The following is a 13,938-nucleotide window of genomic DNA, read 5'->3' as shown; positions in this document are numbered from 1 at the left end:
TGAGCTCTGCGAAGCAGGGCCATAAAACAGCAGACTAGGGTCGTCCCACCCTACAAAAGATACTTTACGAATTAAAGGGAGCTGTCCCACAAGCTTGCCATACCCACAGAAATGTGGTATGCTTTCGTTGTATAGGGAAATCGCCAAGCGCCGGCGGTTTGGCCCAACTGGGAAAATTTCTTAACGCAAGGCTGAGAAACCGTCACCGTGCTGGGGTGGCGGTTTCATTTTGTATCCGCGGATGCGGAACGTGAGCGTTAAAGTCATCATGCCACACTTCCTTTACAGAGGTGTGCCAAAACCGCCTTCGCCTTAACCGGCGTTTCCTTATGCCGAAGAATGATAGATTTTTCCAAATATGTCAATGAAGGGTTTGATGCGTCTGTGTCAAGCCCTTATTGCTGGGAACCCGAAAATACAATGCGGATTCTGTCCCCCGAGTTTAATTCAAGGTCTAATTGATAGTGATTGCCGTCAATAGGCTGGAGATCGGACCAGGATATGTAATGTCCCCTTCCCCACGGAGCATGATTTTGGATGAAAAATTCTGAAAAATCTTCAATTTGAAGCTCCAGGGGTTTTAAGTCGGGGGTCAGCAGCTGAACTGTGATCTGCCCGTTTTTATAGTCAACCGCGATATCCTCAATGGCGTGATCATGCAGCTTAACGCCCTGAGCCAGGTCTAAAATGTTCATGTCGGTTCCTTTCAAATTCCCGTCAAATCAAAGGGCGGGGTGTACTCCTCCCGGGCGGAGGTCCGCTCCTGAGTAAAGCCCTCCAGCCCCAGGTTTTCCATATATGCCTGGGCGGCGCGGATTTCTCCGGGGCGCAGGCGGCGGTTGAGCTCCGGGCAGGCGGACAGGTCCCCCCAAGGGGTGTACTGGCTCATCAGGGAGAAGCGCACCGTCCCCGGCGGGAACTCCCGGGCTGTCCAGTCCATCACCGCCTTGGCCTGGGCCACCTGACCGGGGAGGATGAGGTGGCGTATCATCGTGCCCTTTAATAACAATCCGTTATCATCAAACCGGCAGGGCCCGGTTTGGCGGACCATCTCCCGGATGGCGGCCCGGGCGATTTCCGGGTAGTCCGGGGCGGCGGAGTATTTTTGGGCGGTATGTGGGTCCAGGTACTTCAGATCGGGGAGGTAGATGTCGATTTTACCCTCCAGCCCCCGGAGGGTATCCACCTTGTCATAACCGCCGGTGTTGTATACAACGGGGACAGGGGGCTGCCAGTCCTCCAGCAGGGCGGCGGCCAGGTGGGCGTAGTGGGTTGGATTGACCAGATTCAGGTTGTGGGCCCCCTGGACGATAAGGGACTCACAGATTTCCCGCAGACGCTCCAAAGTGACGGCTCTGCCGAAGTCCTGGTGGCTGATCTTCTCATTCTGGCAGAAGCAACAGCCCAGGGAGCAGCCAGAGAAGAAGACCGTCCCGGAGCCTCGGGTCCCGGAGATGGGGGGCTCCTCCCAGTGGTGGAGGGCGGCCCGGGCCAGCATGGGGGCGCTGGGCATCCGGCAGTGCCCGGTCCCGACGGTCTCGGTGCGCTCCGCCCCACAGGTCCGGGGGCACAGGCGGCAGATCATGGGCGGCTCACCTCCAGGGGAATGGGCCGCTCCAGATAGACCATGTGAGTGAGCTGGCGGCCGCACTCGAAGATGGGCTTGTCGTAGTGGTCCAGGAAGAAATTTTTCACCACATAGGCCCGGCGAAAGCCGCAGGACTCATAGAAGGGGATGGTGAGGGGGCTGTCCCCAGTGCCGGCCCGCAGAGTCTGGAAGGCGCCGGCGTACCGCTCCAGGAGGAAGGCCACCAGAGCGCGGCCCAGCCCCCGGCGCTGGAAGCGGGGGTCCACGGCGATGTTTTTCAGCTCCAGGACCCCCGCCCCCTCGTCGGTGACCACGCAGACCGCCTGGACCGCTCCGTCCTCCAGGGCGAACATGGTCCCCCGGTCCAGGTAGCGGTCGATCATACTCTCCTGTTCGTCGGCCAGCAGGAGCAGGGGGAGGTACTTCTTTTTATCTGCGGTGATTTCAACAATGTTCATTCTGACCTCCGGATTAAAAATGTCCCAGCCGGTCCAGCACGGCCCGGGAGAAGCTCTGATAAGCGTTGGGGACAGCGTAGACGTCCCGCAGGTCCACCCGGTCCGCCCACACCCAGCCCTCCGGCAGCGCGGGGGAGTCCAGTTCACCGGCCAGGGCGGTCATGTGCCACTCGATGTGGGTAAAGATGTGCTTCCCGGTCCCGGCCCGCTCCAGTGAGCCGGGGGCCAGGCCCCACTGCTCCAGAGGTTCGGCGTCCGCCGGCTCGTTGGGGTACTCCCACAGCCCCGCCAGCAGGCCCCGGTCCGGGCGGCGGCGGAGGGCCACATGGTCCCCGTAAAAGAGCAGGTACACCCTGCGCTCCTCCACGCGCCGGGCCTTCTTGGCGGCCTTGACGGGCAGCTCCCCGGTGCGGCCCTCCTGGAAGGCGCGGCACAGGTGGGCCGCCGGGCACTTCTCGCATAGCGGGGCCCCGTTGGGCAGGCAGACGGTGGCCCCCAGCTCCATCAGGGCCTGATTGAAGTCCCCCGGGGTCTCCAGGGGGATGACCTCGGCCAAGGCACGGGTCACCTTCTGTTTCATGGGGGAGGAGGCAATATCCCCGCTGTCTCCGGTGACCCGGGCGATGACCCGGAGCACGTTTCCGTCCACCGCCGGTACGGGCAGGCCGAAGGCAATGGAGGCGATGGCCCCGGCGGTGTAGTCCCCCACGCCAGCCAGGGCGCGGATCTCCTCATAAGTATTTGGGAATACCCCGCCGTGACGCTCCATGATTTGGGCTGCCGCTTTTTGAAGGTTTCTGGCCCGGCTGTAGTAGCCCAGCCCCTGCCACAGTTTCATCAGCTGGTCCTGGGGCAGGGCGGCCAGGTGGGACACGGCGGGGGCGGCCTCCAGAAAGCGCCGGTAGTAGTCCAGCACCGCCGCAACCCGGGTCTGCTGGAGCATGATTTCAGACACCCACACGTGGTACGGGGTCGGGTCGCTGCGCCAGGGCAGGACTCTGGCGTGGTCCCGGTACCAGGTGAGCAGAGGGATGGGCAGCTGTTGGAGTTGGTCCATGAAGAGGGCCCCTTTCTGTGAGGATGGTCAACGGAACAGGCGGCGTTGTATCCCGGTTTTGAATGGCGCAGGCAATCACGGAATGCTCAAAATCATAGTAAAATAAGAATGTCATATATAATGGATTTGGGGATGGTATTTTTTCTTTCAGAGTGGTAAAGTCTTGAGCAGAGGGAAGGTTAAAAATTTAACAAAGCGTCGGCTGCCGCTCTTGTCGGCAAATTGAGCGATTTTTAGCCTTTACTCCCATCATTCCTTTTTCATCCATCCTTCCAGATCACCACACAGGGGCGCCCTAAGGGGCGCCCCTGTGTGGGTTTTGCTTAAAGCGCGTCAAGGGCCTCCACTACCTCAAAGACCAGGCCGTCGCAGTGGGTTTTTCGGGGGATGCCCGCCTCGTGGGCGGCCTTCAGCAGGACGGCGCAGTTAATGTCGCCGTGGTCGGCACGGAATTTGTTCCGGAAGGTGTTGGACTGCTCCTCGCCGCAGCCCATCATGCCCAGCACCATCAGTCCTCCGGTGAGGGCCCCGCAGGCTGAGCCGCAGCGCATCCCGGAGCCGAAGTTGGCTCCCAGCCGGAAGGCCTGCTCCTCGGTGAGGCCCAGGTCCTGGGCAAAGGTGGCCAGAACGGCCTGACAGCAGTTGAAGTGTACATCGGTGCGTGCCCGGAGCTCCCGGACTTTTTCCATGTGGTCCATATTTTTATCTCCTTTTTCCGCTGAGCGGTTCGTTGACATATTCCCCCTCCTTTCAGCAGGCGGGGTGAGAAGGGCTAGTTTACCTTGTCCAGCACCATTTGGTCGTAGTGGAGGAACTGGTAGCCTGCCCTTTGATACAGGCGGACGGCGGTCTGATTGGCCTGGGTCACCTCCAGCCGGAAGCGGCGGGCGGCGGGGTAGGCCCCCTCCAGCCAGGCCATGATCTGGTTCCCCAGCCCCTGACCCCGGAACTCCGGCTTGAGATAAATTTCCTCAATAAAGACGCATAAGCCCCCCACCTCGGCGGAGTAGCACTGGGTGATATACAGATATCCGGCCTCCATTCCATCCTGCTGGATGAGCAGTCCCCTGAGCAGGGGCTGGGCGGGGTCGGCGGCGTCCAGAAAGGAGCGCTCCAGAATGGCGGGGTCCACCGGGTGGTCCACCGCGTCGCTGTGGTAGAAGTCGTTTACCATGGGCAGGACCAGCTCCCGGTCCTCCGGCAGAATATCACGAAAGGTGAGCACGCTGTTCTCCTCCTAGTTAAAAATGTCGGGGGTGTCGGCAAAGAGCCGGCGCACCCGCTCCAGCACGGGCTGGTTTTCCGGCAGGGCCAGCTGAGGGTCGCCGGCCAGAAGGGACCGGGCGGCCTCCTGAGTCTCGCTGAGCAGGCGCATATCCCCCGCCAGGTCGGCCAGCTTCATCTGGGGCAGGCCGTGCTGGCGGTTGCCGAAGAAGTCCCCCGGTCCCCTGGCCTTCAGATCCTCCTCGGAAATTTTAAAGCCGTCGGTGGTGGAGGCCAGGGTCCGCAGCCGCTGCATGGCCTCCAGACTGCGGGTCGAAGTGATGAGGACGCAGTGGGAGGGGTGCTTTCCCCGGCCCACCCGGCCCCGGAGCTGGTGAAGCTGGCTGAGGCCAAAGCGGTCGGCGTTCTCAATGATGATAAGGGAGGCGTTGGGCACGTCCACCCCCACCTCCACCACTGTGGTGGACACCAGCACCTGGGTTTCCCCCCTGACGAAGGCGGACATGGCGGCCTCCTTTTCCTTGGGGCGCATTTTGCCGTGGAGCAGACCCACAGTCAGCTCCGGGAAGACCTCCCTTTGCAGCTTCTCGGTGTAGCTCTTTACCGCCTTCAGCTCTGTGGCAGCGGAGGCCTCCCCTGCTTCCGGGTCCTCCCCCACGGCGGGACAGATGATATACACCTGCCGTCCCTGGCCCACCTGTTCCCGGACAAAGTTGTACATCCGCTGACGCTTGTCCTCCCGCACCACATAGGTGGAGATGGGGGTCCGCCCCGGGGGGAGCTGGTCGATGACTGACACGTCCAGGTCCCCGTAGATGATAAGGGCCAGGGTCCGGGGGATAGGGGTCGCGGACATGACCAGCACGTGGGGGGTCACATCCTCTCCGCTTTTGGCCGCCAGAGCCGCCCGCTGGGCCACGCCGAAGCGGTGCTGCTCGTCGGCCACAATGAGGGCCAGCCGGGAGAACTTGACCCCGGCGGAGATGAGGGCGTGGGTGCCCACGATCAAGTCGATCTCCCCTGCGGCCAGGGCGGCGTGGGTCTTTCTTTTCTCGGCGGCGGTCAGCGCCCCGGTGAGCAGTCCCACCCGCACCCCCGCCGGAGCCAGCAGCTGGGACAGGGAGCGAAAGTGCTGCTCCGCCAGTACCTCGGTGGGGGCCATCAGGGCGGTTTGGAAGCCGGAGGCGGCGCACAGCCAGCCGGCGCAGGCGGCCACGGCGGTTTTGCCGGAGCCCACGTCCCCCTGGACCAGCCGGTTCATGGGCCTTCCGCTGGACAGGTCGGCGGCCACCTCGTCCATGACCCGGCTCTGGGCCTGGGTGGGAGCGAAGGGGAGGAGGGAGAGGAATGCTTCCTTGTCCTGGGGCCGGATCACCAGTCCGCCGCCCGCCCGGTCCCGGCGGTCCCGCAGAAAACTGAGGCCCACCGACAGGTAAAACAGTTCCTCGAAGGTGAGCCGCCGCTTGGCCAGGTCCAGGGCCTCCTCATGTTCGGGAAAGTGTATGTTTTTGATGGAAAACTCCAGGGAAGCCAGCCGGTGCTCCTGGCGGATGTGCTGGGGCAGAGTCTCGGACAGGGAGGCGGCGCAGGGGAGGGCCCGCCGGACCAGGGAGGCCAGCAGGTGGTTGCTGATGCCGGCGGTGAGGGGGTAGACGGGCATGATGCAGCCGGTAAAGCTCTGCCCGCCCGCCCGTTCAAAGATGGGGTTGACCATGGCGTGGAGGCTGCCCCGCTTTTCCACCGCACCATAGAAGATATACTCCTCTCCGGGGCGGAGGGATTGACACACGTAATTCTGGTTGAAAAAGGTGAGGTCCAGGGTCCCGGCGTCGTCCACCGCCCTGGCCTTGACCAGATCCAAGCCCTGGCGCAGGGCGGCCAGCCGGGGGCGCTCTGCAATGACGGCGGCAACGCATACCCGGCCCTCCAGAGGGGCGTCCTGAATGGAGTAGAGCGTTCGCCGGTCCTCGTAGTCCCGGGGATAGTAGGTGAGCAGGTCACCGGCGGCAGTCAGCCCCAGCTTCTCCAGCTTTTTAGCCCGGGCCTCCCCCACGCCGGGGAAGCTGGTGAGGGGGGTATCTCTGGTGACAGACATGGGGGCGGCCTCCCTTCAGTGCGTAGTTCCTCTATTTTACCACAGCTTTTGGGCTGAGTAAAGGCGAAAAGAGATAGATTCTGGTGCTCCCGGAGGAGCGCCGGGATTGGCGGAGTAAAGGCGAAGAATGTCCTTGCCAGAAAAGGCGGGAGCCGCTATAATGGAGAAAACATCCGTAAAGGAGAAACGCCCATGTCTGAATACATTTTAAATCTTCTTCCGCTGAAGGAGGGGGAGCGGGAGGAGTTTAAGGCCATTGCCCCCGATGCCGTCCACGTCTTCGCCCGCAGCAGCACCGTCACGCCGGAGCAGCTGGCCGCCGCCACGGTGATCTTCGGCTGGCCCAGGCCGGAGAAGATGAAAGAGGCCGCCCATTTAAAGTGGTTCCAGACCATGTGGGCGGGGGCCGACGAGTACGCCGGGATGCTGCCGGAGGGGGTCCTGTTCACCTCCTCCAGCGGGTCCAACAGCCGCAGCGTGGCCGAGCATATGCTCACCTGCCTGCTGGCTCTCTGCCGCCGTCTGCCCGCCTATCAGGACAGCCAGCGGGTCCGCCAGTGGAAGGACGAGGGCCCCATGAAGACCATTATGGGCGGGACCGTGCTGGTAGCAGGGGCGGGCCACGTGGGGAGCGACTTCGCCAAACTGTGCCAAGGGCTGGGGGCCAGGACCGTGGGGCTGAAGCGGACGGTACGGGGCCCGGCGGAGGGCTTTGATGAGGTCTACCCGATGGACCGGCTGGATGAGCTGCTGCCCCAGGCCGACGTGGTGGCTCTGGTGCTGCCCCACTCCCCGGAGACGGCGGGGCTGATGGACGCCCGGCGGATCGCCCTGATGAAGGAGGACGCCATCCTCATCAGCGCGGGCCGAGGGACGGTGCTGGATCAGAATGCCCTGGCGGAGGCCATGGGGGCAGGCAAGCTGTGGGGGGCCGCCCTGGACGTCACCGACCCGGAGCCCCTCCCCCCGGACAGCCCCCTGTGGGACACCCCCCGCCTGCTCCTCACCCCCCATGTGGCCGGGGGGATGCGGCTGGAGATCACCCGGCGCAAGTGCGTGGAGCTGGCCCAGGAGAACCTGCGCCGCTATCTGGCCGGGGAAGAGCTGGTCAACCGGGTATAAAAATGGTTCCCCGACATCCGCCGGGGAACCGCTTTAATCCTTCCAATCCCACCAGTTCCGCACTGTCCGGGGGACAGTCTCCGTGCTCCGCGTAATACACCGCCAGCCGGTACACATACAGCGCGCACCGGTCCACCTGGCAGCCCTGGGCCAGACAGTCCCGCCGGTAGAGCTTCTCCGGGTCCTGCCCCTTCAGGGAGTCCAGGGTGGAACAGCCTATGGCCTCCAGGTGCTTTGCCATATTGGGGCCCACGCCTGGGATTTTCTCCAATTCGGACTTCATCAGAACTCTGCGTTGCCCACGGTGCGGGGGTGGAGCTCCACGTCCCGGATATTGTTGATGCCGGTGAGGTACATCACCATCCGCTCAAAGCCCAGGCCGTAGCCGGCGTGGCGGCAGGAGCCGTAGCGGCGCAGGTCGCAGTACCACCAGTAATCCTCCGGATTCATGCCCAGCTCCCTGATCCGCCCCTCCAGCAGGTCAAGCCGCTCCTCGCGCTGGGAGCCGCCGATGATCTCCCCGATACCGGGGACCAGGCAGTCGGCGGCGGCCACGGTTTTCCCGTCGTCGTTGAGGCGCATATAGAAGGCCTTGATTTCCTTGGGGTAGTCGGTGACGAACACCGGGCGCTGGTACACTTGCTCGGTGAGGTAGCGCTCGTGCTCGGTCTGGAGGTCACAGCCCCACTCCACCTTAAAGTCGAACTTGTCGTTGTTCTTCTTCAAAATCTCCACCGCCTCGGTGTAGCTGACCCGGGCGAAGTCGGAGGAGGCCACGTGCTCCAGCCGCTCCTTCAGGCCCTTGTCCACAAAGGAGTTGAAGAAGCTGATCTCGTCGGGGCAGCGCTCCAGCACGGTTTTTATGATGTGCTTAATCATGGCCTCGGCGGTGTCCATATAGTCGGGGAGGTCGGCGAAGGCCATCTCGGGCTCGATCATCCAGAACTCGGCGGCGTGGCGCTGGGTGTTGGAGTTCTCCGCCCGGAAGGTGGGGCCGAAGGTGTACACATTGCCGAAGGCCATAGCGAAGTTCTCGGCGTTGAGCTGGCCGGAGACGGTGAGGCTGGTCTGCTTGCCGAAGAAGTCCTTGGAGTAGTCGATCTGGCCGTCGGGGGTGTGGGGGGGATTGTTCAGGTCCAGGGTGGTCACCTGGAACATCTCGCCGGCCCCCTCGCAGTCGCTGCCGGTGATAATAGGGGTGTGGACGTAGACAAAGCCCCGGTCCTGGAAGAAGCAGTGGACTGCGTGGGCGGCCACGGAGCGCACCCGGAAAGCGGCGGAGAACAGGTTGGTCCGGGGGCGCAGGTGCTGGATGGAGCGCAGATACTCCACGCTGTGGCGCTTTTTTTGCAGGGGGTAGTCGGGGGTGGAGGGTCCCTCCACGTCGATGGAGGCGGCCTTGATCTCCAGGGGCTGCTTGGCCTGGGGGGTGAGCACCACCTCGCCCCGAACGGCGAGGGCGGCCCCCACATTCTGACCGGCGATCTCCTTGTAATTGGCCAGAGTATTGGCGTCCATGACCACCTGAAGGTTTTTAAAGCAGGAGCCGTCGTTGAGCTCGATAAAACCGAAGGTTTTCATGTCGCGGATGGTCCGGGCCCAGCCCATTACGGTGACGGTCTGGCCGCCCAGCTTTTCCTGATCGGCAAAGATGGCGGCGATGGTGGTGCGTTCCATAGATATCCTCTCCAAATCGTGCAGAATTGTTGGCCCTCCCCGGTGTTAGGTAAGGCTTTCCTATTATAATGCCTTTTATCCCGCTTGGCAAGTGGAGGCTCCGAATTTTAGCAAAGTATCTTTACACCAGGGGCGAAATATGCTATACTATATCTTGAAAAACTATCTGCCCATTCAGCAGAAGAGGGATGGGTTTGCCAGACGGGAGCTTGACCAGGCAAGGAGTGAGCAATATGCAACACAAGAAGGTAAGAGGATCGCCCCGTCAGTGGAGCAGCTGGCGGATACTGGTAATTCTAGCCTTGTTTGTGGCGATAGGCGCAGCTGGTATGCTTATGAGCCAGCAGCTGTTGCTGGATAACGCCAGAATCATGGGAAAAAACCTGGTGACCAGCTACGCCAACGACGAGAACAGCCAGATGGACGAATACGACCGCATCCTGACCATGGCCATGTTTTATCTGGAGGATATGGACAGACAGGGGACTGACGCGGACCAGTTTGAGGCGTGGCTGGTGGACTACTTCAACAAGAGCACAACCCTGATTGACACCAACAGCCTGGATATCTGCGCCGTGCTGAACGGGCAGGTTATCTCCGCCAGCGCCATACGGGACCGGGACTACGATTACGCCAGCCAGTTCTGGTATCATCGGGCCATGGAGGCGGAGGGAGAGGTGATCTTTACTGACGCCTACGACAGTGATGTCTATAACGGACGCATGGTGGTCACCGCCGCAATCTCCGCCGCCGGAAGTGACAATGCCATCGCCATTGATGTGCCCCTGGAGCACTTCCGAGCCGACCACACCATACAGGACCTGCCGGTGGGGGGGGCTTACTATGTGCTGGACGGCCAGGGGACCCTGCTGTACTACAACATCCCCTTCGAGGCGACGGAGGAGGAGCTCCAAGTTTACACCAGGGATTTGTTCGACCGGGTCAACCGGGGCGAGCTGGATGGCAAAGACAACGAGATCATGGGGATGCAGGGGCTGACCCGTGGCCTGTACTACCAGCACACCGAGAATGGCTGGCTGTGCATCCTCACCGTCCCCTACGAGACCCTGCTGGCCGGGGTCCAGAGCATTCTGGTGTATTACGCCATTGGTCTGGTGCTGTTCCTGGGCGTTGCTCTCGGTATGTGGCTGCGGGACCGGAAGCTGAGCCGGGCGGCCAAACGGGTCAACGAGACGGTTCAGGTGATGGGGGATATCTACTACGCATTCTACCGCGTCAATATTGTGACAGGCACCTTTGAGATGACCAAGCCCTCCCCCCATGTTCGGGAACAAATGACCGGGACGACCGGCGACTATGGAGAGTTGCTGAAGGTGATTGCCGCCGCCTTGGACGAGTGGACCTCAGAAGAGTTTTTGCAAAACTTCAGCCTGGAGAATATCCGGTTGCTGGTGGAGCAGGATGTTCGGGACTTCGGCGGCGAGTTTTTGCGGAAGTTCGGAGAGGAGGATCACTGGATCAGCGTACGTATGCTGGCCAATCCGGAGAGGATACCCAACGAGGTGGTCATCTGCTTCCGGGATGTGGAGGACGAGAAGGAGGAGCAGCAGCGGCAGGTGCAGCTGCTGAAGGGGGCTCTGTCTGCGGCGGCGCAGAGCGAGCGGTCGCAGAAGCAGTTCTTCTCGGTAATGAGCCACGATATGCGTACCCCCCTGAACATTATTATCGGTATGGCCAACCTGGCCCTTCAGGAAGGCTGCGATAAGGAGAGTATGGTGGGCTACCTGAATAAGATCGGAGCCGCCAGCCAGCAGCTTCTGGCGCTTATCAATGATATCCTGGAGATCTCCCGGCTGGAGCAGGGGAATGTCTCCATGGAGATCAAGCCCTTTGACCTGCGCGAGATTATTGAAACCTGCCTGTCTCCCTTCCAGGCCCAGGCGCTGGACCAGGGCAAGGACTTCCAGCTTTCCATCGACGTGAAAAACCGGTTGATTAAGGGCGACCCCGTCCGGCTGGGGCAGATCATCAACAATCTGGTGTCCAACTCCATGAAGTTTACCAAGCAGGGGGACCGGATCTCTGTGACCCTGCGGCAGATGGACGAGGGCAAGCGGAACAACTATCTGCTGATGGTGTCAGACACTGGTACAGGTATGTCCAAGGAGTTCCTGCCCAAGCTCTTCGACCCCTACGAGCGGGAGGTGCGCTTTGGCGCCAAGGAGGTTATGGGCACCGGACTGGGGATGCCCATTGTGAAGAATCTGATCAACCGCATGGGCGGGCAGATCGTGGTGGACAGCACTCTGGGGGTGGGGACCACCTTCTCAGTGACCATCCCCTTCGACGCCAGCGAAGCCCTGCCGCCTGTGCAGGAGCAGAAGCCGAAGGACGTTGTTCAGCTGGCCGGCCGGCGGATTTTGCTGGCGGAGGACAATCTGCTGAACATGGAGATCGCCACCGAGCTGCTGAAGATGCGGGGAGCCGATGTGACGCCGGCAGAGAATGGTCTGGAGGCGCTGGAGGCCTTCCGGAATTCGGAGCTCCAGTATTTTGACGCCATTCTGATGGATATGCAGATGCCGGAGATGGACGGCTGTCAATCGGCAGAGGCTATCCGCGCCCTGGACCGGCCCGATGCCGGCACTGTTCCCATTATTGCGCTGACCGCCAACGCCTTTGCGGAGGATATCAGCCGTACGGCCCAGGCCGGCATGAACGCCCACCTGGCCAAGCCCATTAATATTGAGCTGCTGTGCAGCACATTGACCAAACTGATGTCCGAGCGCAGCGATGCTCAGGACTGAGATACAGCAGAGGAGGACTGAGTAACCATGCCCACAAGCAGGGAGCAGCGATTTACGATTTTGGTTGCCGATGACTCGGATATGAATCGGAATATCCTGCGCGCTATGCTGGAAGAATCCTATGATATTATCGAGGTGGAGGATGGAGAACAGGCGGTGGCCGTTCTTCAGCAGAAAGAGCAGGAGATATCTTTGCTTTTGCTGGACCTTCTGATGCCCAATCTGGATGGATTTGGCGTACTTACTGCGATGAACCAGTACAGCTGGATTGAAAGCATTCCTGTTATAATGATTACAGCGGAGAACACAAACTCCTCCATGCGGCGGGCTTACAACATGGGGGTCTCCGACTTTATCAGCCGCCCCTACGACATGATGGTGGTGCGCCGCCGGGTCAAGAACGCCATTATGCTGCAAGCCAAGCAGCGCCGCCTTCAGGCCATGGTGAACGAGCAGATCTATCAGAAGGAGAAGACCAATAACCTGATGATCTCCATCCTCAGCCACATTGTGGAGTTCCGCAATGAGGAGAGCGGCCTGCACGTGCTCCACATCCAGACCATGACCGAGATCCTGCTGAAAAGTCTGATGCACAAAACAGACAAGTATAAGCTGGACCGGGAGATCATCAACCTAATCAGCAATGCCTCAACCCTCCACGACGTAGGAAAAATATGTATTGCCAGCGAGGTGCTCAATAAGCCGGGCAAGTTTACGGCGGAGGAGTTCGCCATTATGAAGACCCACTCCCAGCTGGGGGCGGAGATGATGAAGGGGGTCCCCTTCCAGGACGAGCCGCTGGTAAAATATGCCTGTGAGATCTGCCGCTGGCACCACGAGCGGTACGATGGTCGGGGCTATCCCGACGGTCTGGTAGGGGAGGAGATCCCCATCTCCGCGCAGGTGGTGTCGCTGGCCGATGTGTACGATGCCCTGACCAGCGAACGGGTCTATAAGCCGGCCCATTCCCACGAGAAGGCCCTGGCCATGATCCTCAACGGGGAGTGCGGCGTCTTCCAGCCCCTGCTGCTGGAGTGTCTGGTGGAGAGCAGCGACATTATCCAGCAGGAGATGGCCGTGGATGCGGTGGTCCGGGGCGACCAACGCATTATGGAGAACACAGCGGTGGAGGTGTTCCAGCATGAGGAGCTGAACACCACCGACCGTACCCTGCGGGCGCTGGAATTTGAGCGGGCCAAGCTGAGATTCTTTATGTCGGCGAGCCAGGATATTTTGTTTGAGTGTACGAAAAATCCCTCTGTACTGACCCTGTGCCACGCAGGCACCCAGCGGTTGGGACTGGAGAAGGATATGGTGGACCCCTGCCACGACCCGCGGGTCCTGAAAATGATTGGAATGGAGCACATCCAGGAGCTGGCCCGCCGGCTGCAAAGCACCACACCGGAGAAGCCTGCGGTGGAGTATCGCTGCGAGGTCCTCCTGGACGGCGTTATGACCCCTGTACGGCTGATGTGCCAGGCTATGTGGAGCGCAGAGGAGCCGCCCCAGTATGCTGGAGTTGTAGGGAAAATGATTGAAGAGCGGCGAGAGGAGGAGCGGCATTGACCATTCAAGAATGCTATCAAGCCCTGGGCGGCGACTGGGAAGAGGTTCTGGGCCGGCTTTATAGTGAGGCGCTGGTGTGCAAGTTTGCAGGCAAATTTTTGTCCGACCCATCGTTTCAGCTACTAGAGGACTCGGTGAATGAAGGCAGCTGGGAGGATGCTTTCCGCGCTGCGCATACCCTGAAGGGGGTCAGCCAGAATCTCAGTTTTACCAGGCTGTATCAGTCCAGCCATGAAATTACCGAGGCCCTTCGGACCAAGGACTATGACCTGGCGAAGCTCCTGCTTCCCAAGGTGCAGGAGGACTACGCCAAAACGGTGGGAGCTATCCGGGAATTTCAGGGCGAGTGACAAGAAAAGACCGGCGCCGCGTTTGCGGCGCCG

Annotated in this window: 13 protein-coding genes; 4 read left to right on the top strand and 9 right to left on the bottom strand. The window is 61.0% G+C overall.

The genetic code is table 11. The features are described 5' to 3' along the window. Positions 1–395: 395 nt before the first annotated feature. From D1646_RS12975 to recG, 7 genes are all read right to left on the bottom strand, one after another. Positions 396–695 carry a hypothetical protein gene (locus D1646_RS12975; protein WP_160636851.1) on the bottom strand — a complete coding sequence of 100 codons (300 nt, stop codon included), beginning with the start codon at positions 693–695 and terminating at the stop codon, positions 396–398. Positions 696–706: 11 nt separating this feature from the next. Continuing rightward, positions 707–1,585 carry a 4Fe-4S cluster-binding domain-containing protein gene (locus D1646_RS12970; protein ID WP_160636850.1) on the bottom strand — a complete coding sequence of 293 codons (879 nt, stop codon included), beginning with the start codon at positions 1,583–1,585 and terminating at the stop codon, positions 707–709. Then, positions 1,582–2,046, bottom strand: a complete 465-nt coding sequence (locus D1646_RS12965) for a GNAT family N-acetyltransferase (protein WP_160636849.1) — start codon at positions 2,044–2,046, stop codon at positions 1,582–1,584. The genes D1646_RS12970 and D1646_RS12965 overlap by 4 nt, the downstream gene beginning before the upstream one ends. Positions 2,047–2,059: 13 nt before the next feature. Continuing rightward, entirely contained in the window at positions 2,060–3,103 is a 1,044-nt protein-coding gene (gene mutY / locus D1646_RS12960; RefSeq protein ID WP_160636848.1) for an A/G-specific adenine glycosylase, read from the bottom strand. A gap of 323 nt (positions 3,104–3,426) precedes the next feature. Next, positions 3,427–3,801, bottom strand: a complete 375-nt coding sequence (locus tag D1646_RS12955) for a C-GCAxxG-C-C family protein (RefSeq protein ID WP_160636847.1) — start codon at positions 3,799–3,801, stop codon at positions 3,427–3,429. A 74-nt stretch (positions 3,802–3,875) separates the two neighbouring features. Next, on the bottom strand, positions 3,876–4,328 hold the full coding sequence (locus D1646_RS12950) for a GNAT family N-acetyltransferase (protein ID WP_347565208.1): 453 nt from the start codon (positions 4,326–4,328) through the stop codon (positions 3,876–3,878). A 12-nt stretch (positions 4,329–4,340) separates the two neighbouring features. Next, positions 4,341–6,422, bottom strand: a complete 2,082-nt coding sequence (recG, locus tag D1646_RS12945) for an ATP-dependent DNA helicase RecG (RefSeq protein ID WP_160636846.1) — start codon at positions 6,420–6,422, stop codon at positions 4,341–4,343. 192 nt (positions 6,423–6,614) lie between these two features. Here recG and D1646_RS12940 point away from each other — a divergent pair, with 192 nt between their 5' ends. After that, on the top strand, positions 6,615–7,544 hold the full coding sequence (locus D1646_RS12940; RefSeq protein ID WP_160636845.1) for a D-2-hydroxyacid dehydrogenase: 930 nt from the start codon (positions 6,615–6,617) through the stop codon (positions 7,542–7,544). Here the strand turns inward: D1646_RS12940 and D1646_RS12935 are convergent. Together D1646_RS12935 and asnS are read right to left on the bottom strand one after the other, a co-directional pair. After that, positions 7,531–7,827 carry a helix-hairpin-helix domain-containing protein gene (locus tag D1646_RS12935; RefSeq protein ID WP_243154161.1) on the bottom strand — a complete coding sequence of 99 codons (297 nt, stop codon included), beginning with the start codon at positions 7,825–7,827 and terminating at the stop codon, positions 7,531–7,533. The two genes, D1646_RS12940 and D1646_RS12935, sit on opposite strands and share 14 nt — an antisense overlap. After that, positions 7,827–9,221, bottom strand: coding sequence for an asparagine--tRNA ligase (gene asnS / locus D1646_RS12930; RefSeq protein ID WP_160636844.1), 1,395 nt, complete (start codon positions 9,219–9,221; stop codon positions 7,827–7,829). The genes D1646_RS12935 and asnS overlap by 1 nt, the downstream gene beginning before the upstream one ends. Positions 9,222–9,454: 233 nt before the next feature. On the opposite strand from asnS, the gene D1646_RS12925 reads away from it, so the two are divergent. The 3 genes from D1646_RS12925 to D1646_RS12915 are packed head-to-tail and all read left to right on the top strand — an operon-like array spanning position 9,455 to position 13,905. After that, entirely contained in the window at positions 9,455–11,989 is a 2,535-nt protein-coding gene (locus tag D1646_RS12925) for a hybrid sensor histidine kinase/response regulator (protein WP_160636843.1), read from the top strand. Between the two features lie 27 nt (positions 11,990–12,016). Continuing rightward, a complete protein-coding gene (locus tag D1646_RS12920; RefSeq protein ID WP_160636842.1) occupies positions 12,017–13,555 on the top strand; it encodes an HD domain-containing phosphohydrolase in 1,539 nt (512 codons plus the stop codon). Then, the gene (locus D1646_RS12915; protein WP_160636841.1) at positions 13,552–13,905 is read left to right on the top strand and encodes an Hpt domain-containing protein; all 354 of its coding nucleotides are present in this window, start codon (positions 13,552–13,554) and stop codon (positions 13,903–13,905) included. The genes D1646_RS12920 and D1646_RS12915 overlap by 4 nt, the downstream gene beginning before the upstream one ends. Positions 13,906–13,938: the final 33 nt, after the last annotated feature.

It is taken from the genome of Pseudoflavonifractor sp. 60 (assembly GCF_009911645.1).
GTDB lineage: Bacteria > Bacillota > Clostridia > Oscillospirales > Oscillospiraceae > Lawsonibacter.
This window is presented reverse-complemented; position numbering and strand designations above follow the sequence as displayed.